This window comes from Kocuria sp. ICS0012 (assembly GCF_001665945.1).
Taxonomy (GTDB): domain Bacteria; phylum Actinomycetota; class Actinomycetes; order Actinomycetales; family Micrococcaceae; genus Kocuria; species Kocuria marina.
On sequence record NZ_LZMM01000003.1, the window covers coordinates 14575 to 33765 of the forward strand.

The 19191-nt window shown below is 68.7% G+C and carries 17 protein-coding genes, 1 tRNA gene, 1 other RNA gene and 1 pseudogene; 14 read left to right on the plus strand and 6 right to left on the minus strand.

Annotated elements, in window-relative coordinates:
• The first annotated feature begins 79 nt into the window (after positions 1 to 79).
• Together rnpB and A5728_RS00220 are read left to right on the plus strand one after the other, a co-directional pair.
• An RNA gene (rnpB, locus tag A5728_RS00215) (RNase P RNA component class A) lies at positions 80 to 458 on the plus strand.
• Between the two features lie 14 nt (positions 459 to 472).
• Entirely contained in the window at positions 473 to 1249 is a 777-nt protein-coding gene (locus A5728_RS00220) for a YaaA family protein (RefSeq protein ID WP_064845165.1), read from the plus strand.
• A gap of 104 nt (positions 1250 to 1353) precedes the next feature.
• Here the strand turns inward: A5728_RS00220 and def are convergent, their stop codons facing one another.
• Positions 1354 to 1923 carry a peptide deformylase gene (gene def / locus A5728_RS00225; protein ID WP_064845149.1) on the minus strand — a complete coding sequence of 190 codons (570 nt, stop codon included), beginning with the start codon at positions 1921 to 1923 and terminating at the stop codon, positions 1354 to 1356.
• Between the two features lie 125 nt (positions 1924 to 2048).
• On the opposite strand from def, the gene A5728_RS00230 reads away from it, so the two are divergent.
• The 7 genes from A5728_RS00230 (at position 2049) to A5728_RS00260 (ending at position 9264) form a co-directional block, all read left to right on the plus strand.
• A complete protein-coding gene (locus A5728_RS00230; RefSeq protein WP_082943116.1) occupies positions 2049 to 3257 on the plus strand; it encodes a glycosyltransferase in 1209 nt (402 codons plus the stop codon).
• Entirely contained in the window at positions 3254 to 4315 is a 1062-nt protein-coding gene (locus tag A5728_RS00235; RefSeq protein ID WP_064845151.1) for a glycosyltransferase, read from the plus strand. The genes A5728_RS00230 and A5728_RS00235 overlap by 4 nt, the downstream gene beginning before the upstream one ends.
• Positions 4312 to 5388, plus strand: coding sequence for a glycosyltransferase (locus tag A5728_RS00240; protein WP_064845152.1), 1077 nt, complete (start codon positions 4312 to 4314; stop codon positions 5386 to 5388). The genes A5728_RS00235 and A5728_RS00240 overlap by 4 nt, the downstream gene beginning before the upstream one ends.
• Positions 5385 to 6233: a glycosyltransferase family 2 protein gene (locus A5728_RS00245; protein WP_064845153.1), complete on the plus strand. Its 849-nt coding sequence runs from the start codon at positions 5385 to 5387 to the stop codon at positions 6231 to 6233. Before A5728_RS00240 ends, A5728_RS00245 begins: the two co-directional genes overlap by 4 nt.
• A gap of 21 nt (positions 6234 to 6254) precedes the next feature.
• On the plus strand, positions 6255 to 6908 hold the full coding sequence (locus A5728_RS00250; RefSeq protein ID WP_064845154.1) for a response regulator transcription factor: 654 nt from the start codon (positions 6255 to 6257) through the stop codon (positions 6906 to 6908).
• 84 nt (positions 6909 to 6992) lie between these two features.
• Complete coding sequence (locus A5728_RS00255) at positions 6993 to 7901, plus strand: SDR family oxidoreductase (RefSeq protein WP_064845155.1); 909 nt, start codon at positions 6993 to 6995, stop codon at positions 7899 to 7901.
• 115 nt (positions 7902 to 8016) lie between these two features.
• The gene (locus A5728_RS00260; protein ID WP_064845156.1) at positions 8017 to 9264 is read left to right on the plus strand and encodes an APC family permease; all 1248 of its coding nucleotides are present in this window, start codon (positions 8017 to 8019) and stop codon (positions 9262 to 9264) included.
• Positions 9265 to 9403: 139 nt separating this feature from the next.
• Here the strand turns inward: A5728_RS00260 and A5728_RS00265 are convergent, their stop codons facing one another.
• Complete coding sequence (locus A5728_RS00265) at positions 9404 to 10339, minus strand: SDR family oxidoreductase (protein WP_064845157.1); 936 nt, start codon at positions 10337 to 10339, stop codon at positions 9404 to 9406.
• 89 nt (positions 10340 to 10428) lie between these two features.
• Here A5728_RS00265 and A5728_RS00270 point away from each other — a divergent pair, with 89 nt between their 5' ends.
• From A5728_RS00270 to A5728_RS00280, 3 genes and pseudogenes are all read left to right on the plus strand, one after another.
• The gene (locus A5728_RS00270) at positions 10429 to 11613 is read left to right on the plus strand and encodes a zinc-dependent alcohol dehydrogenase (protein ID WP_064845158.1); all 1185 of its coding nucleotides are present in this window, start codon (positions 10429 to 10431) and stop codon (positions 11611 to 11613) included.
• Positions 11614 to 11661: 48 nt separating this feature from the next.
• Positions 11662 to 11973, plus strand: coding sequence for a membrane protein insertion efficiency factor YidD (gene yidD, locus A5728_RS00275; RefSeq protein WP_231885405.1), 312 nt, complete (start codon positions 11662 to 11664; stop codon positions 11971 to 11973).
• 296 nt (positions 11974 to 12269) lie between these two features.
• Positions 12270 to 13232, plus strand: a pseudogene (locus A5728_RS00280) (transposase).
• Between the two features lie 216 nt (positions 13233 to 13448).
• Here A5728_RS00280 and A5728_RS00285 read toward each other — a convergent pair.
• Positions 13449 to 13524 (minus strand) — tRNA-His (locus A5728_RS00285).
• Between the two features lie 107 nt (positions 13525 to 13631).
• Complete coding sequence (gene orn, locus A5728_RS00290; protein WP_098054541.1) at positions 13632 to 14255, minus strand: oligoribonuclease; 624 nt, start codon at positions 14253 to 14255, stop codon at positions 13632 to 13634.
• 182 nt (positions 14256 to 14437) lie between these two features.
• On the opposite strand from orn, the gene mptB reads away from it, so the two are divergent.
• Positions 14438 to 16006 (plus strand): polyprenol phosphomannose-dependent alpha 1,6 mannosyltransferase MptB, encoded by a 1569-nt coding sequence (gene mptB, locus A5728_RS00295; RefSeq protein WP_064845160.1) that lies wholly within the window; start codon positions 14438 to 14440, stop codon positions 16004 to 16006.
• Between the two features lie 55 nt (positions 16007 to 16061).
• Here mptB and glnA read toward each other — a convergent pair whose 3' ends face one another.
• Positions 16062 to 17486 (minus strand): type I glutamate--ammonia ligase, encoded by a 1425-nt coding sequence (gene glnA / locus A5728_RS00300; protein ID WP_064845161.1) that lies wholly within the window; start codon positions 17484 to 17486, stop codon positions 16062 to 16064.
• Positions 17487 to 17721: 235 nt separating this feature from the next.
• Between glnA and A5728_RS00305 the strand changes: the two genes are divergently transcribed.
• Positions 17722 to 18168: an RDD family protein gene (locus A5728_RS00305; RefSeq protein WP_064845162.1), complete on the plus strand. Its 447-nt coding sequence runs from the start codon at positions 17722 to 17724 to the stop codon at positions 18166 to 18168.
• A gap of 35 nt (positions 18169 to 18203) precedes the next feature.
• On the opposite strand, the gene A5728_RS00310 is transcribed toward A5728_RS00305, so the two are convergent.
• Entirely contained in the window at positions 18204 to 18953 is a 750-nt protein-coding gene (locus tag A5728_RS00310; protein ID WP_035961354.1) for a DUF4191 domain-containing protein, read from the minus strand.
• Positions 18954 to 19191: the final 238 nt, after the last annotated feature.

Below are 19191 nucleotides of genomic sequence, written 5' to 3' on the forward strand. Positions count from 1 at the left end.
TTGACTCGGGTGCCCCGCGCCAGGGGTGCCAGGCGCTGAGCGTCGGGTGGCCCGGCGGCGCGGTAGGATCGACGGCGGACAGGTGGGCCGGGCGACCGCGCGGCGTCGTTGTGAAGGACGGCGTCTCGAGGAAAGTCCGGGCTCCGCAGAGCAGGACGGTGGGTAACACCCACTCGGGGTAACCCGCAGGACAGTGCCACAGAAAACAGACCGCCCGCCGCGAGCGGGTCAGGGTGAAAAGGTGGTGTAAGAGACCACCAGCGCGCCGGGTGACCGGCGCGGCTCGGTAAACCCCGTCCGGAGCAAGGCCATGCAGGGCGCGTTCGAGGGCTGCTCGCCCGAGCGTCCGGGTAGGCTGCTCGAGCCGTGCGGCAACGCACGGTCTAGATGGATGGTCGTCACCGCGGTGCGGGTAACCGGCCGCGGCACAGAACCCGGCTCACAGGCCCACCTGTCCCTCTACACTCGTGGGGTGCTGATTCTGCTGCCTCCCTCCGAGTCCAAGACCGCGCCCGCGACCGGGAATCCCGTCATGCCCGCCGAACTCAGCTTCCCCGAGCTCTCACGTGATCGCGCAGTGTTGGCAGAGCACCTCGCCGAGGTCAGCGAACGCCCGGACGCCCTAGAGATCCTGGGTGTGGGGCCGTCGCTCGCGGACGACGTCGCCCGCAACCGTGAACTCGCGACCGCACCTGCCGCGCTCGCCCCCGACGTCTATGCGGGGGTGCTCTACGACGCGCTGGATGTCAGCTCCCTCGCCCCCGAGGCCCGCGAGGTCGCCGATGCGTCGCTGCTCGTGATCTCCGCACTGTGGGGCGCGGTGCGACCCACCGACCGCATTCCCGCCTACCGCCTGAGTATGGGGACCGCGCTGCCGGACACCGGCAAGCTCGGTGCGTGGTGGAAACCGCGATTGACCCCGGTGCTGAACGCGCTCGCCGCCGACGGCGTGATCGTGGACTGTCGCTCGGCGGCCTACGCCGCGGCGTGGAAACCTCCCGCCGCGCGGACCGTTACGGTACGGGTCGAGCAGCTCAAGCCGGACGGGAGCCGGTCCGTGGTGTCACATCACGCCAAACACACGCGGGGACTCGTGGCCCGTGCGCTGTGCGAGATCGGGGGAGCGGGGCGTCCGCTGGACACCGTGGGGCAGGTGAGCGCGGCGCTGGCCGAGAGGTTCACGGTGGAACTGACCGAACCCACGACCCGCAAGGCGGGCACGCTCACGATCGTGTTGGATCCGCAGTAACCAAGCCGCGCTGAGCCACGGGCAGCAACCGGCTCGCCTGACGAGGGCGCTGAGACGGGGCCTGCCGCCACGGCGCGTCCGTGATGCGGGATCCCCTCAGCGGGTCAGTGCCCGAACGGGTCCTCGTCCACACCGGGCAGCCACGTCGAATCCGTGCCCCACTGTTCCGCGGAGATGGCCTTGCGGGCCTTCTTGGACCACTTGCGGTTGAGCCGGTCCACGTACAGCTTCCCGTCCAGGTGGTCGTACTCGTGCTGCATGACCCGGGCGAACCAGCCGTTGGCCTCGAACGCTACGAGGTCCCCGTTCTCGTCCTGCCCGGCGATCCGCACCCAGTCCGCCCGCTTGAGGGGCCAGGACTGGCCGGGCACCGAGAGGCATCCCTCGGCCTCGTCGTCCGGGTCCGGGGCGGTCTCGGAGATCCGCCCGGTGCTCAGGACGGGGTTCACGAGCGTGCCGCGCGGGGGCACACCGTCCTCGTTCTCGAAGATGTAGGTGAAGATCCGCAGCCCCACCCCGATCTGCGGCGCCGCCAGACCCACGCCGTGGGACGCGTCCATGGTCTCATGCATGTCCGCCACGAGCTCGCGCAGGGCGTCGTCGAAGTTGGTCACCCGGGCCGCGGGGCGATGCAGCACGGGGTTACCGGAGATCACAATGGGACGGACGGTCATGCGGAGAGCACCTCGGGATTCACGGGTGGACGTCATATGTGGGCGTGGTCCCTGGACCCACGCCGCGCGGCCGCGCGGAGGGCGGGCGGACGGAGGACAATATATCGTGTCCCTGACCATCAGTAATGTGTGTATCGTCGCCGGGGGCCGTGCACACAACCGGCTCAGGCGCCGGATCCCGCGCCGTTCCCGGTCCGCACAGCCAGCGGGCGTCCCATCCGTTCACGTCAGTTCTGCGCAGGAGGTCACATCGAGTGAGGGTCGCGTCCCTACCCCACGGTCACGTGTACGTCGAGCACCTCAGTGACCCCGGCGTCGTGCAGCCCGTCCACCGGTTGCCGGACCCCGCGCCCGCACACCCGGTCCCCGGAGCTCCGTGGTGGCCCCTCGTGATGCTGAGCGAGGCCTGGATCCGGCGGCACGCACACGAGTTCGACATCTACCACCTGCACTTCGGGTTCGACCAGACCTCACCCGCGGAGCTGCGACGGATCGTGGACACCCTGCACGAGCTGGGCAAACCGTTCGTCTACACGGTGCACGATTTGCGCAACCCCCACCAGACGGACCCCGCTGCCCAGGACGCCGCCCTGGACGTGCTGATCCCGGCCGCCGACGAACTGATTACCCTGACCGACGGCGCCGCACGCGTGATCGAGCGGTGCTGGGGCCGCCGGGCCACGGTCATCCCGCACCCGCACCTGCTCCCGCTAGACCGGTGGCGCGATCACGCGCCCGTGGGATCCGTACCCGTGGTGGGACTCAACCTCAAGAGCATGCGGGCGAACATGAACCCCCTGCCGGTGGCCCGCGTGCTGCTCGAATGCGCGTCCCGCGGGGAGATCCGGTTGCAGCTCGACGTCCACACAGACGTGGTCACCCGGGGCACCCCGCACCACGACCCCGTGGTGAGTCACCTACTGGAGACCGCGCGTCGGACACTCAACGTTCAGGTCAACGTCCACGAGTTCTACACCGACGAGCAGTTGTGGGAGTACCTGCGCGGGCTCGATCTCTCGGTGCTCGCGTACCGCTTCGGCACCCATTCCGGGTGGCTCGAACTGTGCTACGACCTGGGCACCCATGTCCTGGCGCCGTCCGTGGGGTTCTACCACGAGCAGCATCCGGGTGTGCTGCGCTTCGACTGGGACCGGGACGGTCAGCCGGACGCCGATCAGATCCGGGAAGCGCTCGCGGGTTTGCGCGGGAACGCGCCCTGGCAGGCGAGCGCCTTGGAACGCACCCAACAACGACGTCGCATCGCCGCAGCCCACGCCGAGGTCTACCGCCGCGCCGTCGTGGTCCGGGAGGCCGGGAAAGGGGACGCCGCATGAAGGTGGCACTGCTCGCGCATGACCGGTTCCCGATCGCCCCGCCGTTCTCCGGGGGTCTCGAGTCCTTCACATGGCACCTGGCCCGCGGGCTCAAGTGCCGCGGGATGGAGGTGGTGGTCTTCGCTGCGCCGGGTTCCGACCCCGAGCTCGGGATCGAGGAACTGGACGTGGAACCGCTCGTGCTCAGCGAGGAGGCGCGCAACGACGTCGCCATGCCACCGGAGGCGCAGGTGCGGGAGACCTTCTCGTACCTGCAGGTCATGCGGGCCTTCGCGCGCCGCCCGGACATCGACGTGGTGCACAACAATTCGCTGCACTTCCTGCCCATCGTGATGTCCCCGGCCATCCCGCAACCCCTGTTGACCACCCTTCACACCCCGGCCACCCCGTGGCTCGAACCCGCGCTGCGTCTCACGCCCACGGCACCCACGGTGGCCGTGAGCGATTCGGTGGCCCAGATGTGGAGCAAGGTCACGCCCGCCCGCGTGATCCGCAACGGCGTGGACCCGCACGAGTGGCGACCGGGACCCGGCGGGGATGCCCTCGTGTGGTCCGGGCGCGTGGTCCCGGAGAAGGCCCCGCACATCGCGGCGCTGATCGCGAGCAAGGCCGGGTGGAAACTGCGGATCGCCGGGCCCATCGCGGATCGGCACTACTTCGAGGCGCGGCTGAAGCCGTTGCTCAACGAGGACATCACCTACGTGGGTCACCTGGACACGCAGCAGCTGCGCACCCTGGTGGGCAATAGCGCCGCGAGCCTCGTGACGCCCGCATGGGAGGAGCCCTACGGCCTCGTGGCCGCGGAGGCCATGGCGTGCGGCACGCCCGTGCTCGCGGTGGCCCGCGGCGGCCTGAGCGAGATCGTGCGCGATCCCGGCGGGCACACGTCCCAGCCCGGGGCGAGCGAGGTGGAGACGGTGGCGTCCGCGGTCGCGGAGCTGCCCCGCGTGGTGGCCCTGGACCGCACCAGGGTGCGCCACTACGCGCTCGAGCACTGTTCCCTCAACGTCACCGTGGACGCCTACGCCGCGCTCTACCGGGAATTGGTGAGCGCGTGATTGGGTACTACATCCACCACCAGGGTCTGGGCCACCGCAACCGGGCCACCCAGATCGCCCGGGAACTCACGGTGCCCGTGACGGGGTTCAGTTCCCTGGAGCGCCCGGAGGCGTGGCCCGGCGAGTGGGTCCAGCTGCCCCCGGATGTCGCCCAGGACCCCGTGGACCCCACCGCCAACGACGTGCTGCACTGGGCGCCTCTCGAGCATCCCGGGTACCGGGAACGCATGGGTCTTATGGCGCAGCGCCTGCGCTCGGATGTGAAACTCATGGTCACGGACACCTCCGCGGAGGTCACCCTGCTCGCACGTCTGATGGGTGTGCCCACCGTGGTCATGGCCATGCGGGGGGATCGCACCGACCGCACCCACCGTGCGGCGTACGACGCCGCGACCGCTCTGATCGCACCGTGGTCCCGGGAGACCGCGGAGACCTATTGGCCCGAGGAATGGACCCGTAAGACCACGTTCACGGGGGCCATCTCCCGCTTCGACGTCCCCGTGCGGGTGCCGGGCTCCTCCGCCGAGCACGTTCCCGGCGCGTACTCTTCCGGCGAACCAGCTCCCGGTGAGCGCACCGCGACGCGAGGTGCGAGCGGGAGCGGCGCGAGCGACGTCGGCGGCCAACGCGTCCTGGTGGTCTGGGGCCGCGGCGGATCCGACGTGGGGGACACCGAGATCGAGGCGGCTCGCGCGGCGACCCCCGGGTGGTCGTGGACCGTGCGCTCGCCGGAGAACCCCTCCCCGGACCTGTGGCGCGAACTGCACGAGGCGGACGTCGTCGTCTCCCACGGGGGCAACAACGCCGTGGCGGAGCTGTCCGCGGCGCACTCGCGCGCCGTCGTCGTCGCCCAGCCGCGACCGCACGACGAGCAAGCCGCCACGGCCGCCGCGCTCGAGCGCGGGGGAATCTGCGTGGGCCTGCAGCACTGGCCCGACGCCGCCGCGTGGCCCCGGTTGCTCGCACGTGCCCGGCAACTCGGCGGCTCCCGTTGGGACGCGTGGCGCCATGGCGACGGCGCATACCGTGCGGCGCGCGCGCTCGAGGACCTGCTGCACGGGGTCACGTCGTGACGGCCGCTGCCCTGATCACGATCGTGAGCGGACGGCACACCCACCTGCGGCGGCAACGGGACTGGGTGGCCGCGCAGAACGAACCACCGATCACCCATGTGGTCGTGAGCATGGGCGATCCCGGGATCCGCGGAGTGCTCGAGCAACGGCCGGAACTGCCCACCGACCTCGTGGAACTGCCGCCGGCCGTCGAACTGCCATTGGCCGCCGCGCGCAATGCCGGCGTGGCACGCGCGGAGCAGCTGGGCGCGGACACCGTGGTGCTACTGGACGTGGACTGCCTTCCCCACCGTGACCTGATGGCCGATTACACGCGCGCCCTCGAGCGGCTCGCAGACCAGCGCGCCGTGGTGAGCGGGCGCGTGCAGTACCTCCCGGAGGGAATGACCGAGGCCGATTACACGCCCGAGGGCGTCGCCCGCGCGGGACGGGATCACGCCGCCCGCGTGCTGCCGGAGCCCGGGGAACTGGTCGAGGGCAACCCCCGGATGCTGTGGTCGCTGACGATGGCGACCACGGTACGGACGTGGCACGCGGCGGCCGGATTCGACGAGCGCTACGTGGGCTACGGGGGCGAGGACACGGATTTCGGTCAGCGCCTGGCCGCGAGCGGGGGGAGCCTGTGGTGGCTCGGCGGAGCCGCCGCGTACCACCAGTACCACCCGACCCAGTCACCGCCCGTCCAGCACGCCGCGGCGATCGCCCGCAACGCCAACCTCTTCCGCCGTACGTGGGGGTTCGACCCCATGGAGGGGTGGCTGCGGGAACTCGGCAACTTGGGGGTCTTGACACGCGCGGGGGAGGACTGGCACGTCTTCGAACAGGGTTCGACCGATGATGCGTGAGCATACGATTATGCTCGGGGTGTGAGTTCCGAACGCCCTGTCATCACCCTGGCCCTGATCAACGACTATCCCGTGGTGCTCCAGGGTGTGGCGAGTATGCTGCAGGGTCATCCGCGCCTGCGGGTCGTGGAACTCGATTCCGGGTGTCTGCCGCACACGGACGCGGACGTGGTGCTCTATGACGCGTTCGCCGCGAAGGACCGTGGCACCCATGACGTGATGCGCCTACTGGATGACCCCCACTGCCTCAAGGTCGTGATGTACACGTGGCACGTGCGCGCCGAGCACGTTGACGAAGCACTTGATCTGGGCATACACGGTTATCTCTCCAAGGAGCTCACCGCGGACGAACTCGCGGACGCCCTCGTGCGCGTGCACGAGGGGGAGTGCGTGGTGGCCCCCGAACCAGTGCGGGAGGACATCACCTTGCCGGACTGGCCCGGCCGGCCCGAGGGGCTCTCCGCGCGTGAGGCGGAGGTGATCGCGCTGATCACCCAGGGGTTCACCAATGACGAAATCGCCCGGCACTGCTACCTCAGCATCAACTCCGTGAAGTCCTACATCCGTTCCGCCTACCGCAAGATGGGCGTGGAGCGACGCAGTCAGGCCGTGTTGTGGGGCGTCCAGCACGGGATGGATCCCACGGGTCAGCAGCAGCGCACAACCGCGGTCTGACCCGCAGCGTCATCCGGGACCGACCAGCGGTTTCATCCTTTCGGGTGCGCGACAGCCCGGGGTACGGCGGGGCACAATGGACACATGACCGAAGACAAGTACGCAGCAGCCAGGAAAGCACGGGAACTCGCCGGTGAAGAGGGCGGTTTCCCCGAGCAGGAACAGACCCCGCCCGGCCTGTCCACGGACATGCAGCCCTTCCCGGACCACGGTGAGGAGAACTGGGTGGGCCGCGGTCGCCTCGAGGGTCTCAAGGCCCTCGTGACCGGTGGCGACTCCGGCATCGGCCGCGCGGTGGCCATCGCATTCGCCCGTGAGGGCGCGGACGTGGCCATCAACTACCTCTCGGACGAGGAATCGGACGCGCAGGACACCAAGCAGTGGATCGAGAAGGCCGGTCACAAGGCCGTCCTGCTGCCCGCGGACCTGCGCGAGGAAGCCACCGCCCGTCAGGTCGTGGACGACGCCGCCGAGCAGCTCGGCGGCCTGGACATCCTCGTCAATAACGCGGGCTTCCAGTGGGCCCGCCGTGACGGCGGTCTGCAGGGTCTGAAGACCGAGGAGATGGACCGCGTCTTCAAGACCAACCTGTACGCCCTGTTCTGGGTCTCCCAGCAGGCGCTGCAGTACCTGAAGAGTGGTTCCTCGATCATCAACGTGAGCTCCATCCAGGCCTACGACCCGTCCGAGAACTTGATCGACTACGCCTCCACCAAGGCCGCGATCAACAACTTCACGGTCAACCTGGCCAGCGAGCTGGGGGAGAAGGGGATCCGCGTCAACGCCGTGGCCCCCGGACCCATCTGGACCCCGCTGCAGCCCGCGACCAAGGCCGGCGAGAGCATGCCTCAGTTCGGGTCGGACACCCCGCTCGGCCGCGCGGGACAGCCCTCCGAGATGGCCGGGGCGTTCGTGTTCCTGGCCAGCCCGGCGGAGGCGTCCTACGTCTCCGGCACGGTGATCGGTGTGACCGGCGGCAAGCCCGTCTTCTAGGCCACCTTCGAGAGCCACGACAGACAAGTGCACATGACACCACCGTGGGCGGGACGCGATACGCGGCCCGCCCATTGGTGTGTCACGGGCACGTGATGTGAAACCCGGGAGCCTCGTGACGAATCCTTCCGCCATGCACCGCAGACTTGGCCTGACGGACGCCGTGACCATCGGGCTCGGTTCCATGATCGGCGCCGGCATTTTCGTGGTGTTCGCCCCCGCTGCGGCCTCCGCGGGCGCCTGGTTGCCGCTGGCCCTCGTGCTGGCCGCGGTCGTCGCACTGTGCAACGCACTGTCCTCGGCCCAGCTGGCCGCCCAGTACCCCGTGGCCGGCGGTAGTTACGTCTACGGTCGCGAGCGCCTCGGCCCCTGGCCGGGGTTCCTCGCCGGGTGGTGTTTCCTCACCGGTAAGACCGCGAGCTGCGCGGCCATGGCCATGACGTTCGCCGCCTACGTGGTCCCCGAGCCCTGGCAACGGCCCGTCGCTGCTCTCGCGGTGCTCGGTGTGGTCGCGGTCAACTGCTTCGGCGTGACGCGCACTGCTTCGGCCACCAAGGTGCTCGTGGGTATCGTGCTCGCGGGCCTGGCCGTGGTCATCGTGGCCGGGCTCTTCGCCGGGTCCGGCCCCGCCGCATCAACCTTCGGTGCGGCACCGCCGGGCGGGGCGTACGGCGTCCTGCAGGCCGGGGGACTCCTGTTCTTCGCTTTCGCCGGGTACGCACGCATCGCCACCATGGGGGAGGAAGTGCGCGATCCCGCCCGGATCATCCCCCGGGCCATCGTCATCTCCCTGAGCGCGGTCCTCGTGATCTACGGCGTACTCGCGGTGCTCTCGCTGCACGTCCTCGGTCCCGAGGCCCTGTCCCGTACGACGACGCCGCTCGCGGACCTCGCCGCGGCCGCCGACTGGCCGTGGACCACGGTTGTGGTCACGATTGCGGCCGCTGCCGCCACGCTCGGGGCGCTGCTGGGGCTCACGGCGGGGATCGGTCGGACCGGCCTGGCCATGGCCCGCACGGCGGATCTGCCCGCGCCCCTCGCCGTGCTCGACGAGCGCCACGGCGTCCCGCGCCGCATCGAAATCGTGGTGGCAGCGGTGGTCGTGATCGCGGTGTTCACCATGGACGTGCGCGGGGTGGTGGGCTTCTCGTCGTTCGGGGTGCTGCTGTACTACCTCGTGGCCAACCTCAGTGCGCTCACGCAGACCGGGCCGCATCGCCGCTACCCGCGCGCGGTGTCCGTCCTGGGCACGGTGCTGTGCGTGGTCCTCGTGGTCACGCTCCCGATCGCGTCCGTGGCGGGCGGCGTCCTCGTGCTGGCGCTGGGCATCGTGTACCGAGGGATTAGGGTGCGACGGCGCTGACCCGGCTGGTGAGGGCGCGTCACGCCATGCTGCACAGCCGTCGCGAACCACGCCGCCGGGCGCTGCCGCTGCATGCCGCCGCCGCGCGCGCCGTCGTCCGGCACGGGGCGCACCGGCGAGCCGGACGACCGCGGTTCGTTCAGCGCTCGTTGTTGCGCTGTGCGGCCTTGCTGCCGAGCGTGCTCAGGGCGTTGACCACGCGGGATCCCAGGCGCTGCTTGGCGGTGGCCCCCACCACGAGATCCGTCTGCTGGGGGGACGCGGACGGGAGCACCCGGTTCACCACGCCCAACGCGCGAATCGTGAGCCCGGGGGCGATACCCCGGACTCGCTGGGCGACCTTGGGCAACCACCCCAGCAGCACGATCGGGCGTCCCGCGAGAACGCCGTCCACGATCAAGCGGGCCGCGCGGTCGGCGTTCATGGACAACACCGGCAGGGACGCGGACGGCGCGAACCACGCGTACTCGTTCTGCGACTCGCCCGTGAAGTAGGCGCGCTCGTGCGATCCCGTGCGCATGAGGCCGGGGTCGATGCTCGTGGCGGTGACGCCGGTCCCCGACAGGGACGCCGCGAGACCCTCGCTGAACCCCACCGCGCCGAACTTGGCCGTGCAGTACGGCAACAGGTGCGGCACGGAGACCAGTCCGCCCACGGACGCGATCGTGCCGATCCGGCCGCGGCCACGCTCGCGCATCCCGGGCAACACCGCGAGCGCGGTGTGCACGGGACCCATGGTCATGGTGGTCACGGCGTCCCGAAACTGCTCCACCGTGACACCCTCCACCGAGCCCACCTGGATGATCCCGGCGACCGTGATGAGCACGTCCACCGGTCCCAGATCGCGCTCCACATCCCGCACCAAGGCCTCGACCTGGTCCGCCTCGGCGACGTCGCACACGTAGTCGTGCACCGTGCCGAACGGGGACAGCATCTCGCGCGCGCGGGCCAGCTCGGCGGCGTCGCGAGCGCACACGGCGACGTCGAAATCACGCGAGAGAAGTTCCTTGGCCACGAGCAGCCCCAGTCCACGGGAGGCTCCGGCCACGAGGGCAACCTGATGCGATGCGGTCATACGGGACACGCTACGCGGTGCGCCGCCCAGGTTCGACCCCCCCCTGCAGGGGTGGTGCCCGGGCGGGGTGATCATGCTTTACTGGGTGAATGCGAGCACTCACATGGCAAGGACTTGGCGACGTCCGGGTCGAAAACGTCCCCGATCCCGTTCTGCAGGATCCCACCGACGCCATCGTGCGGGTCACGTCCACCGCGATCTGCGGTTCGGACCTGCACCTCTACGGCGTGCTGGGCCCATACCTGCAGAAGGACTACGTGATGGGTCACGAGTTCATGGGCATCGTGGAAGAAGTGGGACCGGAGGTCAGCAACCTCGCACCCGGTGACCGCGTGGTCGTCCCGTTCGTGATCGCGTGCGGTCACTGCTGGATGTGCGACCGCGGGCTGTACGCCGCGTGCGAGACCACCCAGGTCCGCGAGATGGGAACGGGCGCCGCGCTGTTCGGTTTCTCCACCCTCTACGGGTCGGTCCCCGGGGGCCAGGCGGAAATGGTGCGCGTCCCGCACGCGGACTTCGGCCCCGTGAAACTGCCCAAGGACTTCGACGACGAGCGTTTCCTCTACCTCAGCGACATCCTGCCCACCGCGTGGCAGGGCGTGAAGTACGCGAACGTGGGGGAGGAGGACACCCTCGCGGTGCTGGGCCTCGGACCCGTGGGCCAGCTCGCGGTGCGTTCGGCCAAGCTGCAGGGCGTCAAGCGGATCATCGCCGTGGACCGTGTGGACGAGCGCCTCGCCCTGGCCAAGAGCTGGGGGATCGAGACCGTGGACATGCGTGAGGTGGACGAGGTCTCCGACACGCTCGTCGACATGACGGATGGGCGCGGCCCCGACGGCGTCCTGGATGCCGTGGGCATGGAAGCGCACGGCAACCCCATTGCGGAGAAGATCGTCGCCGGTGCGGCGCGACTGCCCAAGCCGCTCGGGCGCAAGGCCATCGAGACGGCCGGTATCGACCGGTTGGACGCGTTGCACACCGCGATCCACAGCGTGCGCCGCGCGGGCACGGTCTCGGTGTCGGGCGTGTACGGCGGAATGGCGGATCCCATGCCCATGATGGAGATGTTCGACAAGGGCATCAGCATGCGCATGGGCCAGTGCCACGTGCGCCACTGGACCGATGAGCTGCTGGAGATCGCGAGCCGCCCGGACGACGTCCTCGGCCTCGAGTCACTGGCCACCCACCACGTGTCCTTGGAGGACGCACCGGAGATGTACAAGATCTTCCAGGAGAAGAAGGACGGCTGCATCAAGGTGGTCCTCAAGCCATGACCCTGTGCACACCACGATCATGCTCATGGGAAGAGGAGCCGGTCGCCCTTGACTGACGTACTGCTTCGAGTAGCCACTGCACCCCGCCGTGGGGTCGATCGTCTCATCCGCGGATACCAGCGCCACCTCTCACCGCGTAAAGGATTCACGTGCGCGCATCTCGTGGCACGGGGCGGGCAGTCCTGCTCCGCGGCGGTGCGCGGCATCATTGCGCAGTACGGCGTGATCCGAGGGATCATCCCCACGATGCTCCGTTTCGCGGCCTGCTACCGGGCGGCACTCATGCTCGGCCCCGCGGGCCGCGGCGACGTGAGTGGAGTCTGCTGCTGCGGGCCCATCCCCATTCCGTTCCGGTTCTAAGCAAGATCGAGGAAGCCCCTCCCACCTCGCGGCGCGCTCGGAGGTAGGAGGGGCTTCGTGGTGCCCGCCAGTTACGTTGTGAGTACCCCCGATCGCCGGGCGTTTGGTGCTCGACCGGGTATGGCTTCTCTGCCCAGCCATCCATGGTCCGGGGGGGTGTTGCCGCCCGGTCGAGAGACACGCGTTGACCTCTCATAGGGACACGGCAGCTTCTCTGAGGTCTCTTCGTAACGTGGGTGCCGGCATCGGGTCTCAAGACTGCGACCAGCAGTGATGCGTTCAACGAGGACGACATCATGAACGCCAGATTCGCGGCCGTAATCGGCCTGGACGTGGGGAAGACCGGGCATCATGCCTGCGCGCTGGACCCCGACGGGAACAGGCTCTTCGACAAGCCCCTCCCGCAGGACGAGGCCCAGCCGCGCGACCTCTTCACACACCTGCAGGAGCACGGCGACGTGCTGATGGTCGTCGATCAGCCCAACACCATCGGAGCCCTGCCCATCGCAGTCGCTCGCGACGTCGGCTGCGCGGTGGCCTACCTACCCGGGTTGGCGATGCGAAAGGCCGCGGACCTCGCCCACGAGACCACCCGGGCACTGAACCGGATCCGGTCTCTGCCCACACAGATCCATCCCGCTGACCCGGAGGTGCTGGTCGATCGGATCTTCACGGCGTTCAGCGAGCAGACCTTGGTCGTTCCAGCGACCGCGGCCGTGGAGTTGGTGATCCCGAGGGTGGCCGGGCAGGTCAAGGAGCTGAAGGAACAACGCGCGACCGTAGCCCGGGAGGTCGAGGCTATGCTGGAGGACTTCTCTCTCGCCGGGGTCTTGATGAGCATGCCGGGGATCGGCATCAAGACCGCCGCCCAGATCCTCCTGGCCATCGGCGATGGCTCCGCATTCGAGACCGCAGGCCATCTCGCAGCCTACGCCGTCGTCGCGCCGGTCACGCGAAGATCAGGGACCTCGATCAGGAGTGAGTTCCCCGCCTGATCCGGCAACAAACGCCCGAAGAACGCGCTGTTCTACTCCGCGTGGGTCGCCTCGGACTCAGATCCGATCTCCAAGGCCTACTACGACCGGAAGCGCGCCGAGAGAAACCGACACCACGCCGCCGTCATCTGCCTCGCCCGCCGCCGCTGCAACGTCATCTACGCGATGCTCCGCAATGGCACCTACCCCCAGCCCCGAACCAACCACCCTCGCGGTTTGACTCAGAACATAGGAGCACCCCCGGCTGTGCTTTTACTGAGTTAGAACAGATATTCGCGCGCCAAGCTGCTTTTCCTCCACCGTGCATTTGGACGGCGGGCGCGGGCGGTCGGGGTGGCGGGGATGGCCGCAGCGGTGGGAGTGGTCAGGCCGGACGGGCCGCTGGGAAGCGGGCGGTCGAGGTCATGCAGGACTGACCCGCCAACGAGAACGAGGTGCGAACCCCGACCGGTACACCGATCGATGTTCGCACCTCGTGCATGGGGTGAGCGACGGGGGTTGAACCCGCGACCTCCTGGACCACAACCAGGCGCTCTGCCGACTGAGCTACGCCCACCATTGAACCCGTGGAAGAACCGTTCGATCCCTCCGGGCAACGACGACCACTATAGCGCACGCCCGGGCGGATTCCTGCATCGAGCGCCTGAACGCGTCAGGTCCCGGTCAGGAACCCGAGCGGGTCGGGGAGGCCTTGATGAGCGCGGCGATCTTGCGGGCGTCGTCGGAGGTGGGGCCGGGATCGCCGGGGAAGAGGATGTGGCGGTAGTATCGCAGCTCGTCGATCGAGTCCTCGATGTCGCCGAGCGCACGGTGATTGCCCGTCTTCTCGGGCGCCTGGAAGTACGCGCGCGGGTACCAGCGCCGCGCGAGCTCCTTGATCGTGGAGACGTCGATGACCCGGTAGTGCAGGTGATCCACGAGTTGCGGCATGTCCCGCGTGAGGAACGTCTTGTCCGTCCCCACGGAGTTACCACCCAGCGGCGCCTTGCCCGGTTCGGGGACCCATTTGCGGATGTAGTCCAGCACCGCGTCCTGCGCCTGCGCCATGTCCATGCCGTTCTCGAGCTCCGGCAGCAGCCCGGATGTCTCATGCATGTTCCGCACGAAAGAAGACATCTGATCGAGCGCGGCCTGCGGGGGTTTGATGACCACGTCCACGCCACTGCCCAGCACGTTGAGCTCGTCGTCGGTCACGAGCGCGGCCACCTCGATCAACGCGTCATCGGACAGGGACAGCCCCGTCATCTCGCAGTCGATCCACACTATTCTCCGGTTTGCAGTCGTCACGCCCTCCAATCTATCGCGTCGTGCGGGCACCCCCGCGACGCTGCCTCGCCCCGGGCATCCGGTTGGCGTACGACGTCGCACGGTAGGATCACCCCGACGCCGCCCCCGCGCACCGCGCGCCGCGGCGGACGATTCCCAGACCCCTCATCTGCGGCCACCGCGGAAGCACCGGGAGGCCCGTAGTGCGCATCACGTCCAGGACGGAACGTCACCCGACGCTCCCCGGAACCGGACGGGACGCAGCCCCGGGACGAGACGCGACGTCGTCGGCGTCATTGACCCGCACTGTGGTGATGGGCTCGCTGGGCTCGCTCATGTTGCTGTTCGGCTCCCTGGGCGTGGGATGGCTCGCGAGCGTGTCCTCGCTGCGGCGCATCCCGCTGATCATGTGGATGCGCTTCGAGACCGTGGGCGTGGTGGTCTCGGTCGTGATGCTCGCCCTCGGAGCCATGCTCCTGGTGCGGCAGTGGCTGCGCCTGGGCCAGAAACTCAGACCGTGGGGACCGGAGAGCGCCCGCTGGGTGCTGATCTCGATCGCGGCGTGGGCGGCGCCCATGCTCGTGAGCATCCCGTTGTTCAGTCGGGATGTGTACTCGTACATCGGGCAGGGCCGCGTGATAGCGAACGGGTTGAACCCGTACGAGTCCGGGGTCTCCACGATCGACAACTTCTTCCAACTGGGCGCGGACCAGTTATGGGCGGAATCCCCGCCCCCGTACGGCCCGGTGTTCCTTTGGCTCGAACAGCTCGTGGTCCTCGTGACCGGTGCGGACCCGGACGCCTCCGTGCTGCTGTTTCGGGCCTTGTGCGTGGTGTCCGTGATCGCGTGCATGTGGGTCATCCCGCGCCTGGCCCGGCTGCACGGCGTCAATCCGCGGCGGACCATGTGGCTATCGGTGGCCAATCCGCTGTTCCTCACGAACTTCGTGGTGGCTGCCCACAACGACGCGATCATGCTGGCCCTGGCCCTGATCGGGACCTACGTGGCGGCAATGCACCGCAACTGGAAGGGTGGGATCGCGGGCACGACCCTTGTGACCCTGTCTGTGGCGATCAAGCCCATCACACTGATCTTCCTGCCGTTCGTGGGCCTGCTCTGGGCCGGGCGCGGTGCGTCATGGCCGCGCCGGTTCGCGATCTGGGCCCTCACGCTGGCCTACTCCGCGGCTTTGTTGGCGCTCATGGGATTCGTCAACGGCTTCGGTTTCGGGTGGGTCTCCGCGGTCTCTACACCGGGCACCGTGTACATCTGGTACGCGCCGATCGGACTGCTGGGGTTGTTCGCGCAGCTCGTGGGCAACTCGTGGGGGTTCAACGGCTCCGCGTGGATGGACGCCGTGCACACGACCGGGACGGTGCTCTCCGCCGCGGTGGTGGTCGTGCTGATGTTCGTGGGGCGGGACGCCAAACTGTTCCGCCGGCTCGCGTGGGCGCTCGCCGCGTTCGTGCTGCTGGCCCCCATCATCCAGGCATGGTACGTGGTGTGGCTCATCCCGTTGTTCGCGATCTCCGGGATCCGCGACGACTGGCAGGTGGACGTGCTGTTCTTCGTGACCGCGTTCTTCATGGTCTACGCCGTGGCGGACCAGCTGGACGTGTTCCCCTACCTGGACCTGAACCTCTTCGCGGCGCGGGTCATCGCCGCGCTCGTGGCCCTGACGTACGGCATCTACCTGTGGCTACTGGACCCGGCCACCCGGCGTGTGGCGCGGCCCCCACGAGGCGAGCGGGCGACGTCGCCCGTGCTGTGACGCGAACGCGGCCCCGCTCGCGAGGAGCGGGGCTGCGTCCGTGTGGAGCGGGGAATCAGACGCCGAAGTACATCTGGAACTCCAGCGGGTGGGGGACCACAGAGAGCGGCTTGAGCTCAACCTCACGCTTGTACTCGATCCAGGTCTCGATCAGGTCCTCAGTGAACACGTCACCGGCGAGCAGGAACTCGTGGTCCGCCTCAAGGGCCTCGAGCGCCTCCGACAGGGTGCCCGGGGCCTTCTTGATGTCCTTGGCCTCCTCCGGGGGCAGCTCGTAGAGGTCCTTGTCGATGGGGTCCGCCGGCTCGATGCGGTTGCGGATCCCGTCCAGCCCGGCCATCAGCTGCGCGGCGAACGCGAGGTACGGGTTGCACGAGGGGTCCGGCGCGCGGAACTCCAGGCGCTTGGCCTTGGGGTTGGTGCCCGTGATGGGGATCCGGATGCCCGCGGAGCGGTTGCCCTGCGAGTAGACCATGTTCACGGGGGCCTCGAAGCCCTTGACCAGGCGGCGGTAGGAGTTCACGGTGGGGTTGGTGAACGCGAGCACCGCGGAGGAGTGCTCCAGCAGGCCGCCGATGTACCAGCGCGCCACGTCCGACAGGCCTGCATAACCCTTCTCGTCGTAGAACAGCGGCTCCCCGCCCTTCCACAGCGACTGGTGGCAGTGCATCCCCGAGCCGTTGTCGTTGAAGACGGGCTTGGGCATGAACGTGACGGTCTTGCCGAACGAGTCCGCGGTGTTTTTGATCACGTACTTGAACTTGAGCAGGTCGTCCGCGGCGGCGGTCAGCGTGGAGAACTTGTAGTTGATCTCCGCCTGACCCGCGGCACCGACCTCGTGGTGGGAGCGCTCGACCTCAAGGCCCACCTCGTCCAGGGCCACGCACATGGCGTCGCGCAGGTCCGCCTGCTTGTCCACGGGGGACACGGGGAAGTAGCCGCCCTTCACGGGGGTCTTGTTCGCGAGGTTGCCGCCCTCTTCCTCACGGCCGCTGTTCCAGGAGGCTTCGTCCGAGTCGATCCGGTAGAAGGTGTGCTCGGGGGAGACCTGGAAGCGGGCGTCCTCGAAGACGAAGAACTCGGCTTCGGACGCGAAGTTCGCGGTGTCCGCGATACCGGTGGAGGCCAGGTACGCCTCGGCGCGCTCGGCTACACCGCGCGGGTCGCGGTGGTAGGGCTCGCCGGTGCGCGGGTTCACGATGGAGCACGTGACCACGAGCGTCTTCTCGAGCCGGAAGGGGTCCACGAACGCGGACTGGGGGTCCGGGATCAGCTGCATATCGGACTCGGCGATGCCCTGGAAACCACGGATGGAGGAACCGTCGAACAACTGTCCGTCCGTGAAGAAGTCCTCGTCCACCGCCTTGGCCGGGAGGTTGAAGTGCTGCTGCACACCGGGCATGTCCGTGAAACGCAGATCGACGAACATGACCTCTTCGTCCTTGAGGAACGCGAGCACTTCTTCGGCTGATTGGAACATGGACCTGTTCTCCTTCTGTGTGGGCGTCCGATCGACGCCGCGGTGGCGGGGACCACCGCGGTCGTTCGGTTCTGATGTCCAGCGTAGGAACCTGGCGTTGCCCGTCCATGACACGAATGTTTCGTCCGTGTAACGCCCGGAGCGTGATGCACGGAGGGCTCGCCGACCGGTCAGTACGAGCCCCAGTCTACCGGCGGGTGCACGAGCTCCCACGTCGGCCCGTTAGGGTGAAGTCATGATTTCTCGCCAGGACATGGGCTCGTGGCTCGACGGCGCCCCCCAGGGAAGCCAGCCGTACCCCGGTCGTCGTCTGGGTCGCCCCGCTGAGGGGCCGGGCTCGATCGCTCGCTTCCCTGCGCGCCTGGTGGCCCTGGTGATCGACTGGGTGCTTGCGGTGGTTCTCGCGGGGCTGTTCCTGGCGCAGTGGAACGGGTCGGGGCTGATGAACCTCGCGGTGTTCTTCGTGATCAGCGTGCTCATGGTCGGGTTCTTCGGGCGCACCCCGGGGCACTGGATCATGGGGTTGCAGGTCCAGACGATGAAGGGCCGCCCCGCCGGTTTCGGCAGAGCGGCCCTTCGCACGCTGCTGTTGTGTCTGGTGATCCCCGCGCTGATCGCGGACGAGGACCAACGGGGTCTGCACGATCGCGCGGTCGACACCGTCCTGGTGCGCGTGCGCTGATCAGCAGGATCGCCCCACGGCCCGTGGGCGCTGGTTCAGCGACCGCGCATGGACTTACGATCTGGGCGCGCACGCATGGGATCCACGCCCTTGGGGATCGGCAGCTTGTTCTGCAGGGTGTTCATCCGGCGGTGGACCACCTGAACTTCTTGCTTAGTGAGCTTGTTCTCCAGGCGCTTCATCTCCTTGGTGAGCTTGCTCAGGGGGATCTGGTTCTCGCCGTTGCCGGACTTGAGCACGTGGATGGGGACGTTCTGGATCACCGGGCCGATGCGGCGGCGTTCCTTCTTCACGAGCTTGTCCACGCGGTTGACCGGGCCCTCGGTGATGAACACGACACCGGGGCGGCCCACGGCGCGGAACAGCAGGTCCTTGGACTTGGGATCCATCGCGGCGGGTTCCTCCTCCACGATCCACCCGCGTTTGAGGGTGGACAGCGCGGCCCCCGCGGCACCGGGTTGTCCCTCAATGCGCGAGAATGCGGCTTTCTCGGCCCGCCGTGACAGCAGGATCACGGCGGCGAGCACCGCGAACGGGATGCCGATGAGCAACCACGTGATCCAGTTGCCGAGTAGCACACCGATGAGCAGGAACACGAGCAGCACGCCTAGGCCGAGCAGGATCATCCACCACAGGATGTTCGGCTCGCGCTCGCGAGTCATCTGGAAGACCTGCTTCATCTGCGCGAAGATGCCCGGGCCCTTAGCGGCCTTGCGCTGGCGCTTCTCCTCGCGCTTACGGTCGCGTTCGGCGGCCTTGGCCTTGGTGGACGTGGCTGGTGACACAGTTCTTCCTCGCACTCGCTGACACAGGGGATCTCCGCCATTCTATCCGCTGAGGCCCGTCGACGCGGCGTCTCGTCCGTAGGGAAGCCCTCCCGGGTGCCGCGCGGCACCCGGAACGGCGACGCCGCCCGGCGCGGGGGGGGGGGGGGGGGGGGGGGGGGGGGGGGTGGGGGGGGGGGGGCGGGGGGGCGGGCGGGGGGGGGCGCGGGGGCGGGGGGGGGCGGGGGCGGGGGGCCCG